The 24,958-nt window shown below is 63.1% G+C and carries 23 protein-coding genes and 2 pseudogenes; 3 read left to right on the forward strand and 22 right to left on the reverse strand.

Annotated features, from left to right (window positions below):
- Nucleotides 1-52 precede the first annotated feature (52 nt).
- The 4 genes from NKI49_RS11890 to glmM form a co-directional block, all read right to left on the reverse strand.
- Nucleotides 53-1,228, reverse strand: a complete 1,176-nt coding sequence (locus tag NKI49_RS11890) for a phosphoserine transaminase (protein ID WP_352600369.1) — start codon at nucleotides 1,226-1,228, stop codon at nucleotides 53-55.
- 203 nt (nucleotides 1,229-1,431) lie between these two features.
- On the reverse strand, nucleotides 1,432-2,196 hold the full coding sequence (locus NKI49_RS11895) for an outer membrane protein (RefSeq protein WP_352600371.1): 765 nt from the start codon (nucleotides 2,194-2,196) through the stop codon (nucleotides 1,432-1,434).
- 213 nt (nucleotides 2,197-2,409) lie between these two features.
- Complete coding sequence (locus NKI49_RS11900; protein ID WP_352600373.1) at nucleotides 2,410-3,249, reverse strand: outer membrane protein; 840 nt, start codon at nucleotides 3,247-3,249, stop codon at nucleotides 2,410-2,412.
- Nucleotides 3,250-3,489: 240 nt separating this feature from the next.
- Nucleotides 3,490-4,842, reverse strand: a complete 1,353-nt coding sequence (gene glmM, locus NKI49_RS11905; protein ID WP_027023573.1) for a phosphoglucosamine mutase — start codon at nucleotides 4,840-4,842, stop codon at nucleotides 3,490-3,492.
- A gap of 368 nt (nucleotides 4,843-5,210) precedes the next feature.
- On the opposite strand from glmM, the gene NKI49_RS11910 reads away from it, so the two are divergent.
- Nucleotides 5,211-6,068 (forward strand): hypothetical protein, encoded by an 858-nt coding sequence (locus NKI49_RS11910; RefSeq protein ID WP_352600375.1) that lies wholly within the window; start codon nucleotides 5,211-5,213, stop codon nucleotides 6,066-6,068.
- On the opposite strand, the pseudogene NKI49_RS33375 reads toward NKI49_RS11910, so the two are convergent.
- The 11 genes and pseudogenes from NKI49_RS33375 to ybgC all read right to left on the reverse strand — a co-directional run bounded on the left by NKI49_RS33375 (nucleotide 6,035) and on the right by ybgC (nucleotide 17,187).
- A pseudogene (locus NKI49_RS33375) lies at nucleotides 6,035-6,408 on the reverse strand (transposase). The gene NKI49_RS11910 and the pseudogene NKI49_RS33375 overlap by 34 nt on opposite strands.
- 276 nt (nucleotides 6,409-6,684) lie before the next feature.
- Complete coding sequence (gene ftsH, locus NKI49_RS11920; protein WP_352600377.1) at nucleotides 6,685-8,613, reverse strand: ATP-dependent zinc metalloprotease FtsH; 1,929 nt, start codon at nucleotides 8,611-8,613, stop codon at nucleotides 6,685-6,687.
- A gap of 120 nt (nucleotides 8,614-8,733) precedes the next feature.
- Nucleotides 8,734-10,164, reverse strand: coding sequence for a tRNA lysidine(34) synthetase TilS (tilS, locus tag NKI49_RS11925; RefSeq protein WP_352600379.1), 1,431 nt, complete (start codon nucleotides 10,162-10,164; stop codon nucleotides 8,734-8,736).
- Nucleotides 10,165-10,222: 58 nt separating this feature from the next.
- Nucleotides 10,223-11,353, reverse strand: coding sequence for a tol-pal system protein YbgF (gene ybgF / locus NKI49_RS11930; protein ID WP_352600381.1), 1,131 nt, complete (start codon nucleotides 11,351-11,353; stop codon nucleotides 10,223-10,225).
- A gap of 228 nt (nucleotides 11,354-11,581) precedes the next feature.
- Entirely contained in the window at nucleotides 11,582-12,088 is a 507-nt protein-coding gene (gene pal / locus NKI49_RS11935) for a peptidoglycan-associated lipoprotein Pal (protein WP_027023578.1), read from the reverse strand.
- 244 nt (nucleotides 12,089-12,332) lie between these two features.
- Nucleotides 12,333-12,575: a four helix bundle protein gene (locus NKI49_RS11940; RefSeq protein WP_352600383.1), complete on the reverse strand. Its 243-nt coding sequence runs from the start codon at nucleotides 12,573-12,575 to the stop codon at nucleotides 12,333-12,335.
- A 166-nt stretch (nucleotides 12,576-12,741) separates the two neighbouring features.
- Nucleotides 12,742-14,052 carry a Tol-Pal system beta propeller repeat protein TolB gene (tolB, locus tag NKI49_RS11945; protein ID WP_352600385.1) on the reverse strand — a complete coding sequence of 437 codons (1,311 nt, stop codon included), beginning with the start codon at nucleotides 14,050-14,052 and terminating at the stop codon, nucleotides 12,742-12,744.
- Nucleotides 14,053-14,092: 40 nt separating this feature from the next.
- Entirely contained in the window at nucleotides 14,093-15,253 is a 1,161-nt protein-coding gene (gene tolA, locus NKI49_RS11950) for a cell envelope integrity protein TolA (RefSeq protein ID WP_352600387.1), read from the reverse strand.
- Between the two features lie 7 nt (nucleotides 15,254-15,260).
- A complete protein-coding gene (gene tolR, locus NKI49_RS11955; protein ID WP_352600389.1) occupies nucleotides 15,261-15,713 on the reverse strand; it encodes a protein TolR in 453 nt (150 codons plus the stop codon).
- Between the two features lie 11 nt (nucleotides 15,714-15,724).
- Nucleotides 15,725-16,435, reverse strand: coding sequence for a protein TolQ (gene tolQ / locus NKI49_RS11960; protein ID WP_352600391.1), 711 nt, complete (start codon nucleotides 16,433-16,435; stop codon nucleotides 15,725-15,727).
- A gap of 281 nt (nucleotides 16,436-16,716) precedes the next feature.
- Nucleotides 16,717-17,187 (reverse strand): tol-pal system-associated acyl-CoA thioesterase, encoded by a 471-nt coding sequence (gene ybgC / locus NKI49_RS11965; RefSeq protein WP_352600393.1) that lies wholly within the window; start codon nucleotides 17,185-17,187, stop codon nucleotides 16,717-16,719.
- A gap of 57 nt (nucleotides 17,188-17,244) precedes the next feature.
- Between ybgC and NKI49_RS11970 the strand changes: the two are divergent.
- Nucleotides 17,245-18,494: pseudogene (locus tag NKI49_RS11970) on the forward strand (glycoside hydrolase family 5 protein).
- A 4-nt stretch (nucleotides 18,495-18,498) separates the two neighbouring features.
- Here the strand turns inward: NKI49_RS11970 and NKI49_RS11975 are convergent.
- From NKI49_RS11975 to NKI49_RS12000, 6 genes are all read right to left on the reverse strand, one after another.
- Nucleotides 18,499-19,401: a metallophosphoesterase gene (locus NKI49_RS11975; protein ID WP_352600395.1), complete on the reverse strand. Its 903-nt coding sequence runs from the start codon at nucleotides 19,399-19,401 to the stop codon at nucleotides 18,499-18,501.
- Nucleotides 19,402-19,562: 161 nt separating this feature from the next.
- Nucleotides 19,563-20,600 carry a Holliday junction branch migration DNA helicase RuvB gene (ruvB, locus tag NKI49_RS11980; protein ID WP_352600397.1) on the reverse strand — a complete coding sequence of 346 codons (1,038 nt, stop codon included), beginning with the start codon at nucleotides 20,598-20,600 and terminating at the stop codon, nucleotides 19,563-19,565.
- Between the two features lie 43 nt (nucleotides 20,601-20,643).
- Entirely contained in the window at nucleotides 20,644-21,264 is a 621-nt protein-coding gene (ruvA, locus tag NKI49_RS11985) for a Holliday junction branch migration protein RuvA (protein WP_352600399.1), read from the reverse strand.
- A gap of 13 nt (nucleotides 21,265-21,277) precedes the next feature.
- Nucleotides 21,278-21,790, reverse strand: coding sequence for a crossover junction endodeoxyribonuclease RuvC (gene ruvC, locus NKI49_RS11990; protein WP_352600401.1), 513 nt, complete (start codon nucleotides 21,788-21,790; stop codon nucleotides 21,278-21,280).
- A gap of 88 nt (nucleotides 21,791-21,878) precedes the next feature.
- Nucleotides 21,879-22,412 carry a protease adaptor protein RcdA gene (gene rcdA / locus NKI49_RS11995; RefSeq protein ID WP_352600403.1) on the reverse strand — a complete coding sequence of 178 codons (534 nt, stop codon included), beginning with the start codon at nucleotides 22,410-22,412 and terminating at the stop codon, nucleotides 21,879-21,881.
- A gap of 378 nt (nucleotides 22,413-22,790) precedes the next feature.
- Complete coding sequence (locus NKI49_RS12000) at nucleotides 22,791-23,171, reverse strand: hypothetical protein (RefSeq protein ID WP_027027270.1); 381 nt, start codon at nucleotides 23,169-23,171, stop codon at nucleotides 22,791-22,793.
- Between the two features lie 335 nt (nucleotides 23,172-23,506).
- On the opposite strand from NKI49_RS12000, the gene NKI49_RS12005 reads away from it, so the two are divergent.
- On the forward strand, nucleotides 23,507-24,058 hold the full coding sequence (locus tag NKI49_RS12005) for a DUF2269 family protein (RefSeq protein ID WP_352600405.1): 552 nt from the start codon (nucleotides 23,507-23,509) through the stop codon (nucleotides 24,056-24,058).
- Nucleotides 24,059-24,100: 42 nt separating this feature from the next.
- On the opposite strand, the gene NKI49_RS12010 is transcribed toward NKI49_RS12005, so the two are convergent.
- Nucleotides 24,101-24,871 (reverse strand): sulfite exporter TauE/SafE family protein, encoded by a 771-nt coding sequence (locus NKI49_RS12010; RefSeq protein WP_352600407.1) that lies wholly within the window; start codon nucleotides 24,869-24,871, stop codon nucleotides 24,101-24,103.
- Nucleotides 24,872-24,958 lie beyond the last annotated feature (87 nt).

Here is a 24,958-nt window from a genome sequence, read left to right on the forward strand (position 1 = left end):
AAAATAGGATTGATCGGCGGAATGGGCGGCCCGAAGGCCGCCGCGAATGATCTCAGGCCGCAGCCTTGAGCGACGCCTTCTGCGCGGCAAAAGCCCAGTCGAGCCAGGGCAGCAATGCCTTGAGGTCGGATGTCTCGACCGTCGCGCCGCACCAGATGCGCAGGCCGGGCGGCGCGTCGCGATAGGAGCCGATGTCGTAGGCGACACCTTCCTTGTCGAGTGCGGAGACCAGGCCCTTGGCGAAGGCCGCCTGCGCGTCCGCGTCGAGTGCCGCGATATCCGGGTCCGTGAAGGACAGGCACACGGAGGTGTTCGACCGCGTCGCCGGCAGGGTGGCGAGATGCCCGAGCCACGAAGACTTGCCGACAAAACCGTCGAGCACGGCGGCATTGGCATCGGCCCTGGCGACCAGCGCGTCGAGACCGCCGATCGACTTCGCCCATTGAAGCGCGTCGAGATAGTCCTCGACGCACAGCATCGACGGCGTGTTGATGGTTTCGCCCTTGAAGATGCCTTCGATCAGCTTGCCGCCCGAAGTGAGGCGGAAGATCTTCGGCAGCGGCCATGAAGGCTTGTAGGTCTCCAGCCGCGCGACGGCGCGGGGCGACAGGATCAGCATGCCGTGTGCGCCCTCGCCGCCCAGCACTTTCTGCCAGGAGAAGGTGACGACATCGAGTTTTTCGAAATCGAGCTTTTGCGCGAACGCCGCCGAGGTCGCGTCGCAGATGGTCAGGCCTTGGCGGTCGGCCGGAATGAAATCGCCATTCGGCACGCGCACGCCTGACGTCGTGCCGTTCCAGGTGAAGACCACGTCGCGATCGAAATCGATCTTCGCCAGATCCGGCAGTTCACCGTAGCCCGCTTCGAGCTTGCGCACGTCGGCTAGCTTCAATTGCTTGACCACATCGGTGACCCAGCCGGAACCAAAACTCTCCCAGGCGACCATGTCGACGCCGCGCTCGCCGAGCAGCGACCACAGCGCCATCTCGACGGCGCCTGTGTCCGACGCCGGCACGATACCGATGCGGTAGTCGGCAGGAACCTGGAGGATTTCGCGCGTCAGCGCGATCGCCTGCTCGAGCTTGGTCTTGCCGACTTTGGCGCGGTGGGAACGGCCCAGCGCAGCGTTCTTCAACGCCTCGACCGACCAGCCGGGGCGTTTCGCACAGGGACCTGAGGAAAAATTGGGGTTTGCCGGACGGAGTCCGGGCTTCGCATGCGTCGTCATCGTGGTCTATCCTTCCAGATAGTGGCCCCTCGTTGGGGAGGGGTGGCCCACGGACGGCGATATGCGTTCAGGCTTCGGGCGTCAAGAGGAAAGTTTTTGTCGCTGCCGGGATACCGGCGATCCACGATCAGCATCGCGTGATTTTTCAAACGCAAACGGCGGACCGCAGGGATCCGCCGCCAAGGTCCTGGGCTGCCCCAGGCCTACCAGAGATCGTAGCGCAGCCCGAGCTTGACCTGATGGTTGCTGATGCCCTTGTGGACCGGATAGGAAGTCAGGCTTTCGGCCGTCACATATTCGGCATCCGGGGCGGAGAAATACTGATAGCCCAGATCGACGGAAACGTTCTTCGTCACCTGATAGGCCAGACCGGCATTCAGCGTATAGGCGAAGGAATACTGCGTCTTGTCTTCCTCCTGGACGAAATCGTCGGTGGGGTCGAAATTGTTGGTGAAATAGCTCGCCGAAAGCTTGTGCGTGCTCTGCACGATGCCGACGCCACCGCCCAGATAGGGTGTGATCCCGACATAAGTGCCGAGGTCGACGTAGCCGTTGAGCATGAGCGAGTACGCGTAGTTCTTCAGGTCAGCCGAGGCTTGGGTGTACGCTACCGTGCTCCCGGAATCGTCATAGCCGACGCCGATCTTGTTGCCGGGAAGATAGCCGAGATTGAGATCGGCGCGCAGATAATCGTTGAAGTGGTAGCCGAAGCCTATGCTGGCAAAGATCGGGTCTTCTTTTTCGTCGAAGCTCGCGGGCGTGAAGGCGAAATCATCGTTCTTGAAGCTCTTCTGCACCAGATAGGAAACATCGCCGCGCAGATACCAGCCGGAACCGACTTCGACCGGCACGTAGTCGGGCGCCTGATCGACATAGATCGGCGGATCGTAGTCGGCGGCGAGCACGGGGGTCAGCGGCATGAGGCCGAGTGCGGCTAGCGCCAGCACCATACGCGATGTGAGTGTCATGGTCCCCGACTCCCCGGATTTGGCGCCGCCCGCAACCGCGACGGCAGCCATCGTTTCAGGAGGCATTGTTAACCATAGTGGTTAAGTCGGGGTTAAGGCTAACAGAGCGTTAGCGAATTGATTTCCGAAGTGCAGGTTCATTTGCAAACGCGCAAACAAAAAACCGCCCGGCTGTTGCCGGGCGGTCGACGAATTCCTGGAACGGCGAGGCGATTACTTGGTGTAGATCGGTTCGGGTTCGGGCTGGTAGGCCACGACCGGTGCGGCGCATCCATTGTTGCCGCCGAACTGGTAGCGCAGGCCACCGCGCACCTCGTGGGTATTGAACCCGCGATCGAAGCCGGGACCCGAGCTGCTCGCATCCCATTCGAACATGCGGCCGCCCTGAATATGGGAGAAGCGATAGCCCGCATCGAGGATGATCTTGTCGGTCAAGCAGTAGGAAGCGCCTGCCATCAGAGCGTAAGCGAAGCGCCAGTTGGCCGCACCGGGATTGTGTTCGGTGGTGTTCGGATCGTAGACATCGTCCCACTTGACGCGCGCACCACCGATACCGGCGCCGACATAGGGCGTGATGCCGTGATAGGTGCCGATATCGACATAGGCGTTGGCCAGCAGCAGCAAGGCGCTCATTTTCGACACTTCGGTCGAGGTCGTGGTGAGGTCCGAGGTTCCGCCGTCGAAGTTCGACTTGAACCAGTAGTCGGCGGTCAGATCCGTGCGGAAGTAGTCGTTGACCTTGTAACCGACACCGGCGCCGAGCGAGAAACCGCCCTTGAGCTTGCCGAAATCGAACGACCTGTCGCCAGGTGTGATGATGGTGGTGACGGGATCGACGGTGTAGGTCGTATAGTCGATGCCACGCACATCAGACTTGTGATAGTCGAGGTCGCCACGGATATACCAGCCGCCGACTTCGGCAGGCTGCTCATAGACCGCCGGCGGCGGAGCCTCTTCGACCACCGGCGGTTCCACGAAATCGGCTGCGAACACCGGCCATGCCAGGCCCGCGAACAGCGCGGCGAACAAGGCCTTCCTTGCTGTATTGAACATGCTTGTCACCCCTGAGAAGCTCGGAACGGCGATCGTGTCCGAATGCGATTGGCTTTCAGTCGTGGATAATGAATTGCAAAGGTTAAAAGGCATTTAACCCTGTTGCTTAACTATGAATCTCCAGATTTCGAGTCATTGGCCAACAAAAGAAGCCCGCCGGACAGGCGGGCTTTGCAGAGTGAAAGCGCTTCGGCGCGACGCCCTCCGGGCGCGCTGGCGACGCCCTTCCGGGCGCTGGATTTAGGCGGCGCTGCGGGTTTCCGAAATGACCTCGACGATGTCGTTGACGACGGCCTCGACCAGTTGCGGATCGTCGCCCTCGGCCATGACGCGGATCAGCGGCTCGGTGCCGGATGGTCGGATGACCAGCCGTCCGGCCTTGCCGAGGCGATGGCGGCCATCTTCGATGGCGGCCTTGACCAGGGCTTCCTCGAGCGGCTTGCCGCCGACGATGCGCACATTCTTCAAGAGTTGCGGCACCGGCTCGAATTTCTTCGACAATTCGCTGACCGGCCTGCCCTGCCGTTTGATGCAGGCCAGCACCTGCAACGCGGAAACGAGGCCGTCGCCGGTGGTCGAGAAATCCGACAGCACGATGTGGCCCGACTGTTCGCCGCCGACGTTGAGCCCATGGGCGCGCATATGCTCCACGACATAACGGTCGCCGACCTTGGTGCGGTGCAATTGCAGCTTCATGTCGCCGAGGAAGCGTTCGAGGCCGAGATTGGACATTACCGTCGAAACGACACCGCCGCCGGCGAGCCGCCCGCTCTGGTGCCAGGACTCGGCGATCAGCGCCATGATCTGGTCGCCGTCGACGATCGCGCCGTTTTCATCGACGATGACGACGCGGTCGGCATCGCCGTCGAGCGCGATGCCGATATCGGCCCGCACTTCGTGCACCTTCTTCTGAAGGCCGGCCGGATGGGTCGAGCCGCATTCCTTGTTGATGTTGAAGCCGTTGGGCTCGACATTGATGGCCACGACTTCCGCGCCCAGTTCCCACAGTGCCTCGGGCGCCACCTTGTAGGCGGCGCCATTGGCGCAATCGACCACGATCCTGAGGCCCGAAAGCGACATCGAGCGCGGCAAGGTGCGCTTGGCGAACTCGATATAGCGGTCATGGACGCCGTCGACACGCTTGGCGCGACCAAGCCCGTCGGAATCGGCGAGCGCCAGTTCGATGTCCTTGTCGAGCATGCTCTCGATGCGCTCTTCGATCTCGTCGGAGAGCTTGTAGCCGTCGGGTCCAAACAGCTTGATGCCGTTGTCGTAATAGGGATTATGCGAAGCCGAGATCATGACGCCGATATCGGCGCGCAGCGAACGCACCAGCATGGCAACCGCCGGTGTCGGGATCGGGCCGAGCAGGAACACGTCCATGCCGGCCGCGCAAAGGCCGGCCACCATGGCGTTCTCGATCATATAGCCGGAGAGCCTGGTGTCCTTGCCGAGGACGACACGATGACGGTGGCTGCCGCGCTGGAACGACAGGCCGGCGGCCATGCCGACCCGCATGGCGATTTCCGCGGTCATTGGAAATTTGTTGGCGCGTCCGCGAATACCATCCGTGCCGAAGTAATTTCCTGCCATTCTAGCCTGTATCCCCGATCGTTCTTGCCCGGCACGTCATGCCACAATTGGCCGGTGCGCTATCATCACATTGTGTGATTATATGTTACCAATCCTTAGAAATTCATTGTTGTGCACTGCACACAACACTGCGCCGGCCCAGCATGGCGAGACTGTCCCGCCGCAATATACAAGTTACGCGAGCCATTCGGCGCGAATGCGCCGGGAAAACCTTGTCCTGAAGCCGGCAAGCGACAACAATTTCATCACCTTGCCGGGAGGCGCCGGTTTTCGGCGATATATACGTAACTTAGCATCTGGCGCAACCGGTCGTTGAGCGTTATTGATTTGCCGGGACGTATAATGGGCTGCTGCAACGGAGAAACGCTATGCTCATCCACCGACTTGCCACTTTGACCGGCCTCGCCGTAGTGACGCTGTTCCTGGCGGCACCAGCCAGCGCGCTGACGATGGCCGAATGCAGCACGAAATATAATGCCGCCAAGGACGCGGGGACGCTTTCCGGACAGACCTGGAACCAGTTCCGCAAGGCCCAGTGCGGTACCGATGCCGCGGCTACGACCGATACCAAGGCAGCCGATACCAAGGCAGCCGATACCAAGAAGGCCGCCGCAACGAAACCGGCCAAGGCGACAAAGGCCGCGGCGGCTGCCGATGACGGCACCGCGAAAGGCCTGACCGCCAAGGAATGCAGCGCCAAGTACCAGGCGGCAAAAACTGCCGGCACGCTGAACGGCATGAAGTGGAACGACTTCCGCAAGACCGAATGCGCCGCTGGTGCATCCGCCGCCGCCGACACCAAGCCGGCGACCACCAAGGCTGCCGCGGCGGCTTCCGACGACGGCGGCAAGGGCCTGAGCATGGCCGAATGCAGCACCAAGTACCAGGCCGCGAAGACGGCGAATACGCTCAAGGGCATGAAGTGGAACGACTTCCGCAAGGCCGAATGCGGCGCCGCCGCCTCGGATGACGACACCGTGCCTGCCCCGAGCGAGGCAACCTACACCAAGGAGCCGGTAAAGCCGACAGCGGCTGCCCCCAAGGGCGTCACGTTCCCGTCCGCGATCTCGCCAAAATTCGCCGGCGAGACTCCGGCCAAGGGTCGGATGCATACCTGCCTCGAACAGTATTATGCCAACAAGGACGCCAACACGCTTGGCGGTCTCAAGTGGATCCAGAAAGGCGGCGGCTTCTACAGCCTCTGCAATGCCAAGCTGAAGAGCTGATCGGCCCATGTAGCTGAAGATAAAAAGGCCCGCGAACCGCAAGGTTGGCGGGCCTTTTTGTTGCCAATTGCCAGCGATCTATTCAACCCTCGTTGCCGCCTCCTCCCCTGCGGAACCCGCAGCTCAAGCTTGCCGTCACGGGTGACAAGCGTGCGGCCATAATAGCCTGAGCGGTAGCCGAGCTGCTCCGGCGTGCGTTCGCTCTTCGAAGCGCCTCGTCCATCTCGGCCTCGAGCACCTCTTGCATCACCGCACGGATCACTTCGTGCAATCCATCTGGGTTCGAAAGCAGAATGTCTTTGACGGCAGCGCTGGCGGATTTACCTTCTGTCTTGGTCATGGTGGCGTTCCTTCGCAGGAATCAGGTGACGTTGAACATCACCAGCCTGCCATGACCGCCCTCGCTCAGCGAATTTGCAAAACTCTCAGCACACTACCCGGTCCACCCTCCGCAGCTGCAGCGCAGCTGCTGCGGAGGACGGGCAGGGCAATGAGGGCCGGCGCCGACTTCAACAACTGGCCAGTCTTTGGCCGGGTGGATCACCAGCAAAGCCTCCGTTAACAAAAACGCCGCGGACCAGCCGCGGCGTTTTCGAAATCAGTCTCCCGGCAAAGCCTAACTTGACGGCTGCGGCTCCATTCCGCCTTCGGGCTCGGGGCCCTTCTTGCGGCGGCCACCGGACTTCGGCACGGCTGAGCCACGGCTGGGCGGCGTGTCGTCGCCGAGGTCACGCGCGGGCTTCTCGCCGGCGATCAGTTGCTTGATCTCGTCGCCCGACAGCGTCTCGTATTCGAGCAACCCTTGCGCCAGCGCGATCCATTCCTTCTTCTTCTTGGTCAGGATGGACTTCGCCGTCGAATAGGCCTCGTCGATCAGGCGGCGCACTTCGGCGTCGATGATCTGCGCCGTCTCTTCCGAGATGTTCTGCGTGCGCGCCACCGAGTGGCCGAGGAACACTTCCTCCTGGTTGTCGCCATAGGCGACATGGCCGAGCTTGTCGGAGAAGCCCCAGCGCGTGACCATGGCGCGCGCCAGCTTGGTTGCTTGCTCGATGTCGGAGGAAGCGCCCGACGTGATGTTCTCCTTGCCGAACTTGAACTCCTCGGCAACGCGGCCGCCCATCATGATGGCGAGGCGCGAGATCATGTACTTGTAGCTCATGGAATAGCGGTCGCCTTCCGGCAACTGCATGACCATGCCGAGCGCGCGGCCGCGCGGGATGATGGTGGCCTTGTGCAGCGGATCGGCCGACGGCACGTTGAGCGCCAGGATGGCGTGACCAGCTTCGTGATAGGCGGTCAGCTCCTTCTCGGCCTGGGTCATGGCCGAGGAGCGGCGCTCGGCGCCCATCATGATCTTGTCCTTGGCGTCCTCGAACTCGGCCATGGTGACGAGGCGCTTGTTGCGCCGCGCCGCCATCAGCGCCGATTCGTTGACGAGGTTCATCAGGTCGGCGCCGGAGAAGCCCGGCGTACCGCGGGCAACGACCTTGAGATCGACATTGGGCGCCAGCGGCACATTGCGCACATGCACCTTGAGGATCTTCTCGCGGCCGACGATGTCGGGGTTCGGCACCACGACCTGGCGGTCAAAGCGGCCCGGTCTGAGCAGCGCCGGATCGAGTACGTCGGGCCGGTTGGTGGCGGCGATCAGGATGATGCTTTCGTTGGATTCGAAGCCATCCATCTCGACCAGCAGCTGATTCAGCGTCTGCTCGCGCTCGTCATTACCGCCGCCGAGGCCTGCGCCGCGATGGCGGCCCACGGCGTCGATTTCGTCGATGAAGATAATGCAGGGCGCGTTCTTCTTGGCTTGGTCGAACATATCGCGGACACGGGATGCGCCGACACCGACGAACATTTCGACGAAGTCCGAACCCGAAATGGTGAAGAACGGCACGTTGGCTTCGCCGGCAACCGAGCGGGCGAGCAGCGTCTTGCCGGTTCCCGGAGGGCCGACCAGCAACACGCCGCGCGGGATCTTGCCGCCAAGGCGCTGGAATTTCTGCGGATCGCGCAGGAATTCCACGATCTCTTCAAGGTCTTCCTTGGCTTCATCGACGCCGGCGACATCCTGGAAGGTGACGCGGCCATGCGCCTCGGTCAGAAGCTTGGCCTTCGATTTGCCGAAGCCCATGGCCCGGCCGGAGCCGGACTGCATCTGGCGCATGAAGAATATCCACACACCGAGGATCAGGATCATCGGCAGCCAGGAAATCAGATAGCCGAACAGCGAACTGGAACCATCGGTCTCGGGCCGCGCATTGATGGTGACGTTCTTGTCCTGCAGCCGCGAGACCAGCGACGGATCGCCGGGCGAATAGGTCTGGAACCCGCTGGAATTGTCGGTGTAATTGCCGGTGATGCGGGCGCCGGCGATGGTCACCGTCTTGACCCGGCCCGCAGCGACATCCTGCAGGAACTGCGAATAAGGCACATCGCTCGAAGCCCCGCGCGTCTGCGGCGCCTGGAACAGATTGAAGAGGGCGATGAGCAGGACCGCTATGATCGCCCAGAGCGCGAGGTTGCGATAGTTCGGATTCATCAATTGTCCCGTTGGCGTCCGCTAGCGGACACACGTCATGAGAGGAAACTTGGGCCTAACATAGGGAGAGCACCCCCCATTGCCAAGCAGAACAGCATGTCTGGGTTAAGCTTTCGCCCATCATCGACCGGCACTATGGCCGCGGAAAGGCAGGGCGGGAGGCGGCGGCGCGCCGATCAGTTCCGCGACGGCCCGCGCCGGCGCGAGATCGAAGGACGGCAGAAAACGGGCAAAGGGCGCAATGACCGGTCGCGCGACGAACCCTTGCGATGCTGCCCGGTCCTGCGGCAGGCCAGGGTTTTCAATGGCTTGCCGCGATGCCGGTTCGGCCGCCAGCGCGGCGCGCATCAGGCTTTGCGGTGTTTCTTCGTCGGCGCTCTCCAGCCGCTTGGCCGCGACGGCCCCCAACGGCGCGATCAACAATGTGCCTGACCTGTCGTCCAATGTGATGCGGCGGCGGCCGTCCCAGACGGTGCCGTCGGCGACCATGGCGGCGGGCGGCAAGCCGCGCTCCTCGCGGCGCAGGAAGATGCCAGCACGCCGGAAATCGATAACCGTCCGCGACAATGTGGCGCAAACAAACCCGGCCTTCAGCCGGCCGAACAGTAGTTCAGCGCGGGGCTGGTCCGGAAGGAAAGCCACGCCTCCGGTCGTGGCCAGCAGAATGCGCAGCGCGTAGACGGCCGCGCGTTCGTCGGCATCCGAAAGCAGATGCGGGTCGAGGCGGATGAGACCCATGGCCGGCTGGCTGGCGTAGCGAAGGATCAGATCGGCGGCACCGAGACCGAGCTGCTTGCGCTCGGCGGCCGCCCGGCCGGCCAGCGCCAGCGCATCGGCCATGCCCTGGAAGCCATCGCCGGCCAGCGCTGCGCGCATGCGCGGCCGCTCGAAGGCTTCGTCGCTATTGGTCGGGTCTTCGGCCCAGCCGACATGCCGGCGCTCGAGGACGTCGCGCAACGCCGTGCGCCGGACCCCGAGAAGCGGCCTGACGATCCATTCGCGCCAGTCATAGAGCGTGGCCGGCGCCATGCCGGCCAGCCCCCGGCCGGCCATGCCGGCAAGCTCCTCGCGCTCGTCATGCGCCAGTCGTTCTTCCTGCGCCAGTCCTTCTTCGCGTGCCAATCCCTCATCACGCGCTTGCCGCATCAGCACGGTCTCGGCCTGGTCGTCGGCGGTGTGGCCGGTCACGATCACGCCGATGCCTTCCGCCCGCGCCGCATCTGCCAGCAGCCGATAGCGCGCCTCGCGCGCCGCCGCCGGCAGGCCGGTCGAAGGCTTGCGTCCCAGCCAGACCAGGATGCGGTGGGCGATACCGCGCTCGGCGCAGAGCTTCGCCACCGCTTGCGCTTCCGCTGCCGAGCCTTGCCGCAAGCCATGGTCGATCGTCACCGCCAGCAGCCTGGCGGATGGCGCGGTCTGGTCGAGATGCTGTTTGAGAAGGAGAAGGAGGGCGGTCGAGTCGCTGCCGCCGGACACGGCCGCAACGGCGCCGCTGGTAAAATCGATATGCGAAAAAAGGGTCTTCGAAAGATCAGGCTCGGTATCGAGCATCAATGCATGTCGCCCAAAAGTGGTCCCGACTTTGGGACAGCGAGATGCACGGGAACGGTCAGCACGCAGCCAGGGCCTTCTCCTGTTTGACGCGTTCCTTGAGCGCGCTGGAAATGTCGGGGTAGCGCTTGCCGACCTCGCTGAAGGTGGCACAGGCAACGTCGTGCTGCTTGAGCCCGACCAGCGACACGCCGAGCTTCAGCAGCATGTCGGGAGCCTTCTTGGCCTTGGGATATTCCTTGCTGGCGGCGAGGAAGGTCTCGGCCGCGTCGCGGTATTTCTGCTGGCCGAGCAGCGACTCACCCAGCCAGTAATGCGCGTCCGCGGTCTTCGCATCCCGGGGAAAGCGAGCGATATGGTCGCGAAACCCCTGCTCGGCGGTGCTGTAGTCGCCCGACAGGATGAACTGGTAGGAATTCCGGTAGAGCTCTTCCGGGTCGTTGGTCGAGGGCAGCGCGGCAACCACCGTGCCGTCGGACTTGCCGGCCTTGGCCGGGGCGCCCGTGGCCGAAGGGGCGGCCGCAGGGGCGGTGTCCTGGGCTGGCGCCGTCGCCTGGGTGCTGCCGCCGGCATCGACGACATTGCCGTTCTTGTCGACGGTGATGGTGCCGAAGGTCTTTTCCGGCGCGCCCGTTCCAGGGACCACCTTGCCGGGATCGCCGCTGGGCGATTCGACGATGATGTCCTCGACGCTTTGGCCGCCGGCGGACTGGCCGGCTGCCTGATTGCCGGTACCGGCCGGCGCCCGGGTGGCAGGTGCCTCGGCCACGCCATTGCCGCTATCGGTGGGCACGGCCTCCGACTTCTTCTGGCCGGCGGGCTGCTGGGCCCCTTGCGATCCGCCTTCGAGCTGCTGGAAACGGAACTCGTTGTCTTCCTGCTGCTTGCGGATCTGCTCCTGCATCTGCAGGATCTGGAAATTGAGCTCCTCGATCTTGCCGTTCATCTGGCGCAGCTGATCATCGAGCCCGGTAGCGCTGGCACCGGTCGACTGCTGCGCGAGTTGAACCTGGTCCGGTTTCTTCTTGTCGCCGAACAGGCCGGGCAATTCGATTGACGGTAGATGGAAGGAAAACCCGCTGTCGGCCGGTTGCCCTGTGCCGTTGGTGCCCAAGCCGCCAGCCAGGGCGGTGACGCCTGATAGGAGCAGCAGCGCAAGCGTGCCGCTCAGAACCGATCTCAAATGCATGTGCCTCTCGCCGTGTGTCGTTAGTCTGTTCGCGCTTTCCAATCGGTGTGAGACCAGCCAAGCGCCCTGGGCTCATAACAGGGCGCGAGACTTCGTCCAAATTTTGTTTCGGACACCTCGATATGAAAAAGGCGGCCCTGAGGGCCGCCTTTCGCAAAGCTGTGTTGCATTTCTGCCGCTACGGCGCAGCCGGACGCTCTCTTGGTGCGCTGAGCGGCTCTCCGATGCTCAGGAACCGGCGCCGCTGAGTGTGGTGACCGCACGGCGGTTCTGCGACCAGCAGGAGATGTCGTCGCACACCGCGACTGGACGCTCCTTGCCGTAGGAAATCGTCTTCAGGCGGCTGCCGGAAACACCCTTGGAAACCAAGAAGTCCCGCGTGGCGGCCGCGCGGCGGGCGCCGAGCGCCAGATTGTACTCACGCGTGCCGCGTTCGTCGGCATGGCCTTCGACGACGATCGCATACTGCTTGTACTGGTTCAGCCACTGCGCCTGGCGGGCAAGCGTCGTCTGCGCGTCGGCGCGGATCGAGGACGAGTCCGTGTCGAAGAAGATGCGGTCGCCGATGTTGACGGTGAAGTCCTGCGCCGAGCCGGGCGTTGCCGCGCCGGCACCGTTGAGACCGAGATCGGCCGCGCTGTTCGGCGTCTTCTTCGAGGCGCAACCGGCGACGGCGAGCATTGCCACCAGCGCGATCATGACCGGGTTTCTGGTAAGTGCTGCGATACGGCCCATGCCGCCTCTCCTTCGCATTTCGAGTGATTTCGTTGATCACCCAGTAACCACGTTTGGGTTAACCGGCATTCAAGAAACACGGTTAAAATTTGGTTTAGGCTGCCCGTCCGCAGCATTTGACTCGGAGCCACATTTGTCCGGGACGGTAGGCGGAAATGCGGCCAAAACGCGACCGAGATGTGAAAAAAAGGGAATTGGAGAGTTGAGGAATTGAAGAAATGACGAGGCCCCCGGACGAGAGAGTTCACGTCAACTTCTCTCTCAGATTGACCAGCATTCCATGCACATGGGCGTAGGATCGCAGCCATTCATCGAGCTGCTTTTGCTTGATATACTCAAGGTCGAACGCATACGAAACCCAAGTCTCCACTTCACTGCACGACCCTATGGCCATCGAGATGAACCGTGCGAATTCGGCCTTGGAATGGGTCTGTTTGGCAAAACCCTCCGCCAGATTGGCGCAGATGGCCTTGCTGGAGCGGCGCATCTGATCGGCCAGCGCGTACTGCTCTATTTTCGGGAAAGCGAGCGTGGCTTATGCACTTCGAGAGAAACAGCATAGGCGCGCTTGTAGACCTCCAGGTCCTTCGCTCGCTTAACGTAGCCCCCTGCTTTCTCCATCTCTTCAATTCTTCAATTCTTCAACTCCTCTCCTATTCCAGGAGCGGCGACCAAGCCGGATCGGACGCGAAGTTCGCCGTCGGGATCGATTGTTCGTTGCGGCCGGTGAGATCGACCGAGATCAGTTTGGGGCCACCGGCGGAGTCGCGGAAGAACATCAGCACGCGGCCGTTCGGCGCCCAGGTCGGGCCTTCCTGCTGGAAGCCGGACGACAGGATGCGTTCGCCCGAGCCGTCGGTCTTCATGACGCCGATCTGGAATTCGCCGCCGGTCTGCTTGGTGAAAGCGATGAGGTCGCCGCGCGGCGACCACACCGGGGTCGAATAGACGCCGTCGCCGAAGGAGATGCGGGTCTGGCCCGAGCCATCCGCGCCCATCACATAGATCTGCGCGCGGCCGCCACGGTCGGAGGTGAACACCACCTTGCTGCCGTCGGGCGAATAGGACGGCGATGTGTCGATCGCGGCCGAATTGGTCAATCTTGTCGTCGAGCGGCTGCGCAGATCCATGGCGAAGATGTTGGAATTGCCGTCGTCGCGCAGCAGGCTCATGATCACCTTCTGGCCGTCTGGCGAGAAGCGCGGGGCGAAGGTCATGCCGGGGAAATTGCCGACCAGTTCGCGCTGGCCGGTCTCGATCTGCAGGAGATAGACGCGCGGCTGTCCGCTCTCATAGGACATATAGGTGATTTCCTGCCGGTTCGGCGAGAAGCGCGGCGTCAGCACGATCGACTTGCCGTTCGAGAGATAGCGGACATTGGCGCCGTCCTGGTCCATGATGGCGAGCCGCTTCTTGCGCGCGTTCTTGGCGCCGGATTCGTCGATGAAGACGACGCGTGTGTCGAAATAGCCCTTCTCGCCGGTCAGCCGCTCGTAGATGGCATCGGCGATGATGTGGGCGACGCGCCGCTGATTGGCATCGTTGGCGAAGAACTGCTCGCCAGCCATCTGCTGGCCCGCAAAGGTGTCCCACAGCCGGTATTGGGCGCGGATGCGACCATCGGCTTCCTTGCTGACGCTGCCGGTGACCAGCGCCTGCGCGTTGATGACCTTCCAGTCGTCGAAGCGCGGGGCGGCATCCGGGTTGGAGATCTTCTCGATGAAGGCGCTCTTGTCGATCGGCGCGAACAGGCCGGAGCGCTTGAGATCGGCGGTGACGATCTCGGAAATCTGGGCGCCAAGCGCGTCGCCGCCCTGGAAATCTGTGATGGCGATCGGCAGCGGCTCGACATTGCCCTTGTTGACGTTGAGCTCGACGAGAGCCCATGCAGGCATGGGAACGACCGCCGTCATGCCCAGCGCCATCGCTGCAATCGTCAGGAGCGGCTTGAGGAAAGATCTCATATCTTTTCGCTTCTCTTCATTGACTGTGTGGACGCCAGGCCTAGAGGCCGAGCATTTCCCTTGGATCGAACGTGACCCGGATATCGGACCAGATGTCTTGCTTGCCGGCGGGAACCTGCAGGCCGGCCACGTCGCATTTCTGAACCGCGCGCACGGCGCTTTCATCGAACTGCCGGTTGCCGCTCGACTTTTCAACGGATGGACGGCCGTTGAGCTTGCCGGAAGTGTCCAGATTGAAGCGGACGACGACGATGAAACTCTCCGAGCCTTCCACGCCGGCCGGCAAGGTCCAGCAACCACCCAACTGGCTTTCCAAAGCGCCCTGCTCCGACCTCGACAGTTTCTGGCCCTGATCCTTCTCGCCGCCGAGCGAAGACTGCTGGGTCGAGCGCTTGGCGCCGCCGCCGGACGGTTTCTGCTTGTCGAGCAGTGCCGAGATCTCGTCGGCATTGAACTGCTTGTCGTCCGATTTCGGTTTCGACGAGGCCTCCTTGACCGGCTTGTCGGCATCCTTGCGGTCCGGAGCCTTGGCGCTTTCGGCCTGTGCGGGCTGCGGCTGCGGCTTCGGGCGCGCTTGCGGGGCGGGCGCGGAGTCCGGAAGCTGGGCGTCGTCGGGCTGGTCTTTCGCGATCGCCTGGGCAACGGCGTCGGGCTTCACCTCGGGCGTCGGTTCGATGGCCGCGGTCTTGTCCTGAGGCGGTGTCGGCGTCGGCTCCTTGGCCGGCGTCGGCTTGGGCTCCGTCTGCTTGACCGGCTCGGGCTTCACTTCTTCCTTGGGCTGCGGTGCCGGCGCCACTTCGGTCGCAGGCACCGGTTTGGGCTTCTCCTGCGGCTTCGGAACGTCCTCGGTCTTGGGCTTCTCGGCCGGGGTCGGCGACGGCGGCGGAGCCGATGTGGTGTCGACGGGCTTCGGCTTGGCTTCCGGCGTTATCGGCTTGTCGGTGTCGACGCTGTTTTCACCGACCTTCTGCGCATCCGGCACGATATCCGGGCGCTGCGTCGGCAGCGGCGCCGGCTTTTCATGCATGACGGCCTTCTTGTCGCCCTGCAACGTCTGCGCGATGGCTTCCATCGGCACGATGTCGACCGCGACCGACTCGACATCGGCCGACGGGAGCGCGGCCGGCGCCGACAGGGTGAACAGGCCGAAGGCCAGCACCGCGGCATGCAATATCACCGATGTGGTGAGGCCGGTCCTCATCGTGCGTCTATTGATCCTGTTCCTGCAATGAAACCAGGCCGATATTCTTGTAACCGGCGGCCGAAATGCGGGCCATCACCTTCATCGCCGTGCCATAGTCCGTGGACTTGTCGCCGCGGATGAAGATGCGTTCTTCGTAGCCGGTTTTCGAAATCGCCTGCAGCTTGGCCACCAGTTCCTCGATCGGAATCTCGGTTTCCTGCAGATAGATCTGGCCCTCGGCGTTGATCGAGACGGTGATCGGCTGCGTGTCGGCATTCATGGCCTTGGCCTGCGTGTCGGGCAGGTCGATCGGCACGCCGACCGTCAGCATCGGCGCCGCGACCATGAAGATGATCAGCAGCACCAGCATGACGTCGACCATCGGCGTGACGTTGATCTCCGACATCAGTCCATGGTGACGGCCGCGCCGCCTGTGGCCGCGCCCGCCGCGTCCCGCTATGCCTACGGACATACCCATTCTGTTGCTCCTCAGGCCTTCGGCGCGACTTTTTCATCGATTTGGCGCGAGAGTATGGCGGAGAACTCGTCGGAGAACCCTTCCATGCGCACCGCGATCTTGTTCGCGTCGGACGACAGCTTGTTGTAGGCGATGACGGCGGGGATGGCGGCGAGCAGGCCGATGGCCGTCGCCAGCAATGCCTCGGCAATGCCGGGCGCGACCACCGCAAGGCTGGTGTTCTTGGACCCGGCGATCGCCTGGAACGAGGTCATGATGCCGATGACGGTGCCGAACAGGCCGATGAAGGGCGCCGCCGAACCTGTCGTGGCAAGAAAGCCGAGGCGCCCCTCGAGCTTCTCCATCTCTCGGGTCAGCGCCAGGTCCATCGCCTTGTCGATGCGGGTCTGCAGGCCGAGCGGCGACTTGGCGCCCTTCTCGAAGCTCTTCTTCCATTCGCGCATGGCGGCGACGAAAATTGCGCCCATGCCTGACGTCTTGCGGTCGGCGAGCGTGCGGTAGAGTTCCTCCAGCGACTGCCCGGACCAGAACACCTGCTCGAAGCGGTTCAGCGCCAGCCGCATGCGGGCATAGGCAACCAGCTTGTCGACGATGATCGCCCAGGTCCAGACCGAAGCGCAAAGCAAACCGATCATGACCAGCTTGACCACCCAGCTGGCCTGCATGAACAGCGCCCAAATCGACAATTGCGCGCCCGGTTCGGCGAGTGCGATATTTTCCATCGTTACGTCCTTAAGATTTCCAGGCGAGCTGGCGGCTGGCCCATGGCATCCCTTGTGGTCGGTTCGCACGAAGCTACCGGAACAACCCCAAACTGTGCCGTTGGCGGCCTTTTCGGGGCAAATATTGGTGAAACGAAGGCGCTGAATCCCCCCAATCTTCACCAATATCTTCATGAACCGTTATGGTTAAGGATGGGTTAGTTCTGGAAGCGCGGCGCATTGCCACGCCCGCGCACTGCAAGACCATCGTCCACATGCTGCACCAGGGCATCACCTGAATGTCAGCATACCCGAGGTATGAAGGCTGCGATCCACTCCCTGGGGAAGCGCCTTGGCCGGCCATCCTCGCCGATGATCGCCGCCTCGACCCTGGCCTCGACCAGCACCTCGTCGCCGCGTTTGACCTGTTGCGCCATGAAAATGCGCGCGCCGGAAATCTTTTCGGTGCGGGTGTCGACAGTCAGAATGTCGTCGATGCGGGCGGGGATTCGAAAGTCGATCTCCATGCGGCGCACCACCCAGACGATCTTCTCGCCGTGCTTGCCGTCGACAAGTTCGGTGTGATGCACGCCGGTGAGCCTCAGATAATCGGAACGGCCGCGCTCGAGGAATTCGAGATAGCGTGCGTGGTAGACGACGCCCGAGAAATCGGTATCCGCATAATAGACCCGCGCCATCAGCCGATGGCCGAACTCCGTCAGCGCGCCGGAAAGCCCGGCCAGCAGCGTCGCCGATTCACCATGATCGCCCATTGCGCTTCCTTTTTCAGTTCCGGCGGCGCACCTGTTCCCCGCGTGACATGGCATCGGATGGCACCGTTGACGGCGATGATCAAGACCTTGGTGGCGGCGCTGCTTCTGCTGGTGGCCTTTGCCTGGCCCGGCCACGCGGCAACTTTCACGTTGAAGCGCGGCCTCAACCTGGACCAATGGGTGACCTGGCCGGGTGAGAACCAGTGGAGCGATGCCAAGGCCATCCTGCCCTACCCGGAATGGCGGAAATTCCTTGGCGATGACGATCTGAAGGCCTTGAAGAACGCCGGCTTCGATTTCCTGCGCATGCCGGTCGACCCCTCGCCTTTGCTGTCCGGCCAGACCGTGGCCCTGCGCGACGATCTCTATGCCAGCGTGCTTGACTCGGTCCGCATGATCAACCGCGCTGGCTGAATGTGATCGTCGACATGCACCTGATCCCGGCCGGCGGCAGCCGCAACATCGGCATGGCCGAGGTGATGGACGATCCACTCGCCTTCGACCGCTACATCGAAATGGTGCGCAAGATGGCACGCACGCTGGCCGGCGAAGATCCCGAAAAGGTCGCCCTCGAACCGATGAACGAACCGATCGTCGACTGCGACAGCGATGGCACCAGCCTGTGGCCGGACCGCCAGCGCAAACTGTTCGCGGCGGCGCGTTCCTCGGCGACGAAACTCACCCTTGTGCTGACAGGCGCCTGCTATTCCGCCGCTTCCTCACTGGAGAAGATCGACCCGACGGCAATTCCCGACGACAACGTCATCTGGACCTTCCATTGCTACGATCCGTTCCTGCTGACCCATCAAGGCGCGACCTGGGCCGGCGACTTCATTCCCTACGTGACCGGCCTGCCTTATCCGCTGACCGCGATGCCACAGGCGCAGCTCGAAGTGACACTGGACACCATCCGCGCGAGGATCAAGGCCGAGGCGCCATGGACACGCCGGAGCGGCCTTCTTGCCTATCTCGACGAACAGGTCGCCAGCATGGATAGTCCCGACAAGCTGCTTGGCCTGATGGATGCGCCGTTCAAAAAGGTTGCGGCATGGGCGAAGGCCAACGGCATCAAACCGGAAAACATCACGCTGGGCGAGTTCGGCATGATCCGCCAGGAATACGGCAATGCCTATGTGGTGCCGGCCGAATACCGGGCCGCCTATGTCAGGGACATGATCGCGCGCGCCGAAGCGCACGGCTTCTCATGGTCGGTATGGAGCTACGGCGGCGCCTTCGGCATCGTCGATGCCTTCAACGGCGACAAGGCCGACCCCGGTGTGATGGACGCGATCCGCGGGCTGCATTGACCGTTCAGCCAAGATCGATCGACAGGATTTCAGGGCGGACGCCGAAACGAACAGGCATGATGCTGAAGCCGAGTCCGCCTGAGACGATCAGATTGCGGTCATTTTCGACGACATGGCCATAGGCATAGCGGTTGCCGAAACGCGACGGCACGACAGGAGAATAACCGAACAGCCGAATTTGTCCGCCATGGGTATGGCCCGACAGGGTCAGTGAAACCCGGTGCGGCACCTTTGGAAAAATGTCGGGCTCGTGCGCGAGAAGAATGACCGGCGAGGCGTCGCTGACCTTGGCCAGCGTGCCGTCGAGATCGTCCAGGCCTTGGAAACCGGTACGGCCCAAGGCTTTGGCTGGTCGCAATGCCAGCTGGTCGGCGAGTCCGGCAAGCCAGAAGCCATGCCCGTCCTTTTCCAGGCGCACGACATCGTTCTCCAGCACAGGAATGCCGACGGCCTCCAGCGCTTTGCGAGAAATCGTCGGCCCGGCCCCGGCCTGCTGCGCGGCACGATCCGCCCACCAATCATGGTTGCCGAGGATCGACCAGACGCCGAGCGGGGCCTTGAGGCCGGACAGAGCAGGCGCCCATTCCGACGCATCGACCCAGTCGGTCACCAGGCGGATGCCGGCCGGATAATCTCCGAGCATGACGGTCACATCCGGCTGAAGCGTGTTTGCCTCGGCGGCTAGCAAAGCAATTCGCTCCGGCGTCATCCATGGCCGGCAGGCATGAATGTCGGCGAGCACAACGATGCGCAGCTTCAGTCCGGCAGGCCAATGCGATGGCGTCAGGGCATAGCGCTTCACATGCGTCAGGAGCATCGGCTCGATGCCGGCAGCATAGGCGCCGAGCGCCGCGACGGAGAGAAGCGAGCCTCCAAGGAATTTCAGGAACCCACGTCTGGTGATCATGGCTCAGCTCCGGCACTCACTCGGAGCAAGCGCGCCGACGTAGCGACGCCGTTAGAGGCCAGGATTGTGCCGGCAAGCCGGCGAAGATTAGGAGATTTTGCGCAGGCCCGTTCACCGATGCTTAATCGGCGCCGGCAGGTCAGCCGCCAATGCGCAGCCCTCTATTCTTCCTGGAACAGGTTGATCTGCTGCTGCGCAAGGTCCTTCGGCTCATTGAGACCGAGATGCCGCCAGGCATTGGCCGCCAGCACACGGCCGCGCGGCGTGCGCTGGATGAAACCCTGCTGGATCAGATAGGGCTCGATAATGTCCTCGATGGCGTCGCGCGGCTCGGACAGGCCGGCGGCGATCGTCTCGATGCCGACCGGCCCGCCGCCGAAATTGCGGGCGATCATCGACAGATACCGCCGGTCGAGCGCGTCCAGGCCGAGCGCGTCCACCTCCAGCCGGGTCAATGCCTCATCGGCGATCAGGCGGTCGACATGGCCATCGCCGGCGACCGATGCGAAATCGCGCACACGGCGCAGCAGTCGTCCGGCGATGCGCGGCGTGCCGCGTGCGCGTCGCGCGATCTCCAGCGCGCCGTCGTCGCCGAGCGGCATGTGCATGATGCGGGCGCCGCGCCGCACGATCTGCTCCAGCTCTTCGACCGTATAGAAATTGAGCCGCACCGGAATGCCGAAACGGTCGCGCAACGGATTGGTCAGCAGGCCAAGCCGCGTGGTGGCGGCGACCAGGGTGAAACGGGCAAGGTCGATCTTCACCGAGCGCGCCGCCGGCCCCTCGCCGATGATGAGGTCGAGCTGGAAATCCTCCATCGCCGGATAGAGGATTTCCTCCACCGCCGGGCTCAGCCGATGGATCTCGTCGATGAACAGCACGTCGCCTTCTTCGAGATTGGTGAGCAGTGCCGCCAGATCGCCGGCCTTGGCGATGACCGGGCCGGAGGTCGAGCGGAAATTGACGCCGAGTTCGCGCGCCATGATCTGCGCCAGCGTCGTCTTGCCGAGACCGGGCGGCCCGACGAACAGCACATGGTCGAGCGCCTCGTTGCGTCCCTTCGCGGCCTCGATGAACACTTTGAGATTGGCTCGCACCGCCGCCTGGCCGACGAAATCGTCAAGCGTCTGCGGACGCAAGGTCTGCTCGGCATCCTCGCCGCGTTTTTCCGGAGCAATGAGGCGGGGGGACGGGCTCATGCCGCCTTCCTCGCATATGGCCGGGAACCGGACAAGCGAGCGCTCACCGCGCCAGTTCCTTCAGCCCAAAACGGATCAGCTTCGGCGCATCCGCATCCTCGCCCGCCGTCTTCAGCGCCGCCGCCACCGCATTAGCCGCGGTGTCGCGTGAATAGCCGAGATTGACCAGCGCCGAGACGGCGTCGGCGATCGGCGCGGCCGCCACGCCATCTCCGAGTTCCTGCTTCAGGCCGATGGTGCCCGAGGCAGTGCCGGCATAGGCCGGCGCCTTGTTCTTCAACTCGGTAACGATGCGCTCGGCCACCTTCTTTCCGACGCCTGGCGCGCGAGAAACCATGGCGATGTCGCGCAGCGCAATGGCGTTGGCGAGATCGGCGGGCGCCAGCGTCGACAGGATGGCCAGCGCCACCTTGGCGCCGACGCCTTGCACATTGCTCATCAGCAGCCGGAACCATTCCCGCTCCAGCACCGACTGGAAGCCGTAGAGCCTGATCATATCCTCACGTACATAGGTCTCGATGAACAGCACAACCGCTTCGCCGGGCGAGGGCAGCGCGGCCAGCGTGCGCGAGGAGCAATAGGCGACATAGCCGACGCCATGTACATCGACCAGGCAATGATCCTCGTCGATCTCGTCCAGCGTGCCCTTGAGCTTGCCGATCATGCCGAACAATCCCTCACGATGCCAATGCCGCCATACGGTAGGCCACGCTCTGCCGGTGATGCGCGTGGCAGATGGCGATGGCGAGCGCGTCGGCGGCATGTTCGGTGTCGAAGGTCGCTTTCGGCAGCAGCACCTTGACCATCATGTGGATCTGCTTCTTGTCGCCATGGCCGACGCCGATCACCGCCTTCTTGACGGCATTGGGCGCATATTCGGCAACGACGAGGCCGGCGCGCGCCGGCACCAGCATGGCAATGCCGCGTGCCTGGCCGAGCTTCAGCGTCGCCACCGCATCCTTGTTGACGAAGGTCTGTTCGACCGCCGCCTCGTGCGGCATGGCCGTATGCAGGATTTCGGCCAGCCCGTCGTGCAACTGGCACAGCCGCGTCGCCAGCGCCGCCTTATCCTCGGAACGCACCGTGCCGGAGGCGATGAAGCGCAACGAATTGCCGAGGCTCTCGACGATGCCCCAGCCGGTGCGCCTGAGCCCCGGATCGATACCAATGATGCGAATCGCGTCCCCCATCCGGTCAGTCTACCTCCGGTGGACAGCGATGCCAGCGAAATGTGAACAAACCGGAAACGAGACCTTGCGGGGATGCCTGAGAGCTCGCTTAATTGCGCGCGAAAGCCGTGTTGAGCAGGCTGATCTGGTCGGAGACCGGATTGGGTCTGCGGCCGACCGGCTGCATGTCGACCGCGGTGCCGGCGCCGTAAATCTCGTCGTCCATGCGGCGCACCAGCGCCTGCAGGCGCAGCGACCGGTCGACGAGGTCGAGGAAATCCTTCGGCAGTTCGGCCCAGCCGACGGCTTCGTCATGGGCGGAAGCGGTGTCGAGGCGCACCTTGGATTTTTCCGACGCGACCTGGTCGCGGGTCATTTCGCCGGAATTCGCCGCGCGCTGCAAAAGCAGCCAGGAAGCAACCTGCATCAGCCTGGTGGTCAGCCGCATCGATTCGGCGGCATAGAGCGTAGCCGCCAGCCTGGACAGCTTCTTCGCCTCGGCGCGGCCCTTGCCGTCGAGATATTCCGCCGCCTGTTCGACCAGGCCCATGCCCTCCTGGTAAAGCGGCTTGAAGGAGTGCGAAAAAACCCGGCGTTCCGCCAGCTTGACGGTTTTTTCACTGCCCTTCGAAAGCTCGTTCATTGATACGCCCCTGCACTTGCAACCGGGCGATTCGGCCCCTGCGGTTACGTCCGGCACCCTATATGACTGAGGCTTGAAAATGCGCTTCGTCGTGGGCGAAGGCAAGCACATGTTTAACAGAAGGTTAACGGCGAGCCAGTGCGCGGCTACCGCTGGAATGCGGACAAAAAAAGAGCCGCGGATAAGGCGGCTCTCAGGAGTTTAACAGGGAGGCGTCAAACAAAGTGGCTCCAACCACTCGGTAAGAATCCAGATCACTGGATGAACATAGTAAACACCTGTAAAGCTTAATGAATGCTTAACGGCGCCGATGTTTTTTGACCAAACCTCCCGATCTGTGCCGTAACAGCACAGCACCAACGCTCATTCCAGCTCAGCTCAGGCCGTCTTCCAGACCGTCGGCAGGGAGATGACGGCAAACAGCAGCATGGCAGCGTAGAAGCCCATTGAAGAGGCGGCCACCAGCGGTTCGATCGCGGCATTGCCGGCGAGCAGGAAATAGAGGCCGATCAGCAACCCGATGCCGCTGACCGCCGTCAGCCAGAAGTGAACGAGCGCGAGCGTCTTTTGCCCGGCCGCTGGAAACAGATGGTAGAAGAAGGCGAAGACCAGCGACATCAGCCATCCGGCGACCATGGTATGCGCGTGCGTCGGCATCTGGCCATGATCCTGGCTGATCGCCATGTGCAGGCCGAGCGCCATGCCGCACAACGAATAGATGATGGCCAGTGTGAAGAAATTTCGTGCTACCCCTTGCATATATGTTCCCCTCGAATTGCCTTTTCCCGTTTTCGGGAATGGGTTGATCGTCAGGCGATTGTTGTCGCCACCGGACTCCGGCGTCGGCGCACTCGCAACGGCACTATTTCTGGACGACGTCGCGCCGACCCCTCCCGACGCTTTGCATATTAGCAGAAAATGAGGTTGCGCGTTCGTTATCTCAGCGGCCTTTTCCGTTGGCGGGGAAACCGGAAACAGAGCCGAATTTTCGCGACATCGTTCCGAAACACGCGCCACGCTAAACGCCCGTTCCTCTGACGGCTGGAGCAAATCAGCTCCACCCAAGCCCACCAGAAACACCTCAGGAGCAACTCATGGACTGGTATTCTATCGTCAAATTCCTCCACGTCGTCTCGGCCATTCTGTGGGTCGGCGGCGGCTTCGTGCTGTTCCTGCTCGGCATGCTCGCCGAACGCGCGGACAACATCGAGGACAAGCTGCAGGCGATCTGCGCCAGCGGGCGGCTGGGCGGCACGTTCTTCGCGCCGCTGTCGATGCTGACCCTGATCTTCGGCCTCATCATGTGCGGCTTCTGGGTCGGCTTCTCCGATCTGTGGATCATCATCGGTCTGGTCGGCTACGCCACAACGTTTTCGATCGGCATGTTCATCTTCAAGCCAACCGGCGAACGCATGGGCGCGATGATCGCCAAGGAGGGTGTAACGCCGGCCGCTCTCGCCATCGCGCAGCGCATGATGAGCACGGCGCGGTTCGACTACGCGGTGATGCTGGTGATCGTCGCCGATATGGTGCTCAAGCCGACCGCGCAGGACATCGCCATCCTCGCCGGCATGGCGCTGGTCGTCGTGGCGGGCGCCACGCTGGCCCTTGGCGGCAACCGTCGTCTCGTGCCGAGCCCTGCCTGATGCCGCCCCTATGGTGAGTGCGGCTGCGGCCGCCTCACCCGCTTACATCAGGCCGGCAACGCCGTCCCACAGCAGCTTGACCGCTACCACGGCCACCGTGGCGTAGGTGAAGGGATAGAAAATCTCGGGCCGCATCCGCCGCACCAGCCACGCACCGGCAATGGTCGCCAGCGGCGCCAGCGGCATCAGCACGGCGGAAGCCGTCAGATTGGCGGTGTCGAACTGGCCGAGCGCGAAATAGGGCACAAGCTTCAGCGCATTGGTGGCCGCGAAGAAGATCGCCGCGGTGCCCGACAACACCTTGGGATCGAGCCGGATCGGCAGCGCGTAGACCTGGAAGGGCGGGCCGCCGACATGGGCGACGAAGCTGGTGAAACCGGCGACCGTGCCCCACAGGGCGGCGGCCGCCCGGTTGGGTTCGGCTGCGTGGCCGGCGCCATGGCGAAACTGCAAATAGAGCCAGCGCAGCACGAAGATGATGGCGACGGCGCCGACGATGAGGCGCACCGCCTCTTCGGTGACCAGTGCGGCCGTCAGCCATCCCAGTCCAATGCCGATGACCGCGCCCGGCATCATATCGACCAGCATCTTGCGGTCGTAGATACCCCGCCATGTCCACACAGAGACGATGTCCATCAGGCACAGGATGGGCAGCAGGATCGCCGCCGCCTGCACTGGCGGCATGGTCAGCGCCATCAGCGGCACGCCGACGAAACCGACAGCGCCGCCGAAGCCGCCCTTGGACAGGCCGACCAGAACGACCGCCGGAATGGCAGCCGCGTAGAACCACGGATCTGAAAGCAGGCCTGACATGGGAGGAACTGGTCTGGAGGGAAAGCGCGTCAACGCCTGAATAACCCAGATTGCCGAGCGGAGCGACAGCAAAAACAGGCATGGCCG

This window comes from Mesorhizobium sp. M0587, assembly GCF_040320945.1.
Classification (GTDB): Bacteria; Pseudomonadota; Alphaproteobacteria; order Rhizobiales; family Rhizobiaceae; genus Mesorhizobium.

Excerpts from the sequence above, each read along its gene's own strand:
- NKI49_RS11910 (WP_352600375.1), top strand. The coding sequence starts at position 5,211 with ATGCTCATCCACCGACTTGCCACTTTGACCGGCCTCGCCGTAGTGACG.
- NKI49_RS11975 (WP_352600395.1), bottom strand. The coding sequence starts at position 19,401 with ATGATCACCAGACGTGGGTTCCTGAAATTCCTTGGAGGCTCGCTTCTC.
- tolA (WP_352600387.1), bottom strand. The coding sequence starts at position 15,253 with ATGAGGACCGGCCTCACCACATCGGTGATATTGCATGCCGCGGTGCTG.
- rcdA (WP_352600403.1), bottom strand. The coding sequence starts at position 22,412 with ATGAACGAGCTTTCGAAGGGCAGTGAAAAAACCGTCAAGCTGGCGGAA.
- NKI49_RS11890 (WP_352600369.1), bottom strand. The coding sequence starts at position 1,228 with ATGACGACGCATGCGAAGCCCGGACTCCGTCCGGCAAACCCCAATTTT.
- NKI49_RS12005 (WP_352600405.1), top strand. The coding sequence starts at position 23,507 with ATGGACTGGTATTCTATCGTCAAATTCCTCCACGTCGTCTCGGCCATT.
- tilS (WP_352600379.1), bottom strand. The coding sequence starts at position 10,164 with ATGCTCGATACCGAGCCTGATCTTTCGAAGACCCTTTTTTCGCATATC.
- NKI49_RS11900 (WP_352600373.1), bottom strand. The coding sequence starts at position 3,249 with ATGTTCAATACAGCAAGGAAGGCCTTGTTCGCCGCGCTGTTCGCGGGC.
- ftsH (WP_352600377.1), bottom strand. The coding sequence starts at position 8,613 with ATGAATCCGAACTATCGCAACCTCGCGCTCTGGGCGATCATAGCGGTC.
- ruvC (WP_352600401.1), bottom strand. The coding sequence starts at position 21,790 with ATGGGGGACGCGATTCGCATCATTGGTATCGATCCGGGGCTCAGGCGC.
- glmM (WP_027023573.1), bottom strand. The coding sequence starts at position 4,842 with ATGGCAGGAAATTACTTCGGCACGGATGGTATTCGCGGACGCGCCAAC.
- NKI49_RS11940 (WP_352600383.1), bottom strand. The coding sequence starts at position 12,575 with ATGCGCCGCTCCAGCAAGGCCATCTGCGCCAATCTGGCGGAGGGTTTT.
- pal (WP_027023578.1), bottom strand. The coding sequence starts at position 12,088 with ATGGGCCGTATCGCAGCACTTACCAGAAACCCGGTCATGATCGCGCTG.
- NKI49_RS11895 (WP_352600371.1), bottom strand. The coding sequence starts at position 2,196 with ATGACACTCACATCGCGTATGGTGCTGGCGCTAGCCGCACTCGGCCTC.
- ybgF (WP_352600381.1), bottom strand. The coding sequence starts at position 11,353 with ATGCATTTGAGATCGGTTCTGAGCGGCACGCTTGCGCTGCTGCTCCTA.
- NKI49_RS12010 (WP_352600407.1), bottom strand. The coding sequence starts at position 24,871 with ATGTCAGGCCTGCTTTCAGATCCGTGGTTCTACGCGGCTGCCATTCCG.
- tolR (WP_352600389.1), bottom strand. The coding sequence starts at position 15,713 with ATGGGTATGTCCGTAGGCATAGCGGGACGCGGCGGGCGCGGCCACAGG.
- tolB (WP_352600385.1), bottom strand. The coding sequence starts at position 14,052 with ATGAGATCTTTCCTCAAGCCGCTCCTGACGATTGCAGCGATGGCGCTG.
- ruvA (WP_352600399.1), bottom strand. The coding sequence starts at position 21,264 with ATGATCGGCAAGCTCAAGGGCACGCTGGACGAGATCGACGAGGATCAT.
- ruvB (WP_352600397.1), bottom strand. The coding sequence starts at position 20,600 with ATGAGCCCGTCCCCCCGCCTCATTGCTCCGGAAAAACGCGGCGAGGAT.
- ybgC (WP_352600393.1), bottom strand. The coding sequence starts at position 17,187 with ATGGGCGATCATGGTGAATCGGCGACGCTGCTGGCCGGGCTTTCCGGC.
- NKI49_RS12000 (WP_027027270.1), bottom strand. The coding sequence starts at position 23,171 with ATGCAAGGGGTAGCACGAAATTTCTTCACACTGGCCATCATCTATTCG.
- tolQ (WP_352600391.1), bottom strand. The coding sequence starts at position 16,435 with ATGGAAAATATCGCACTCGCCGAACCGGGCGCGCAATTGTCGATTTGG.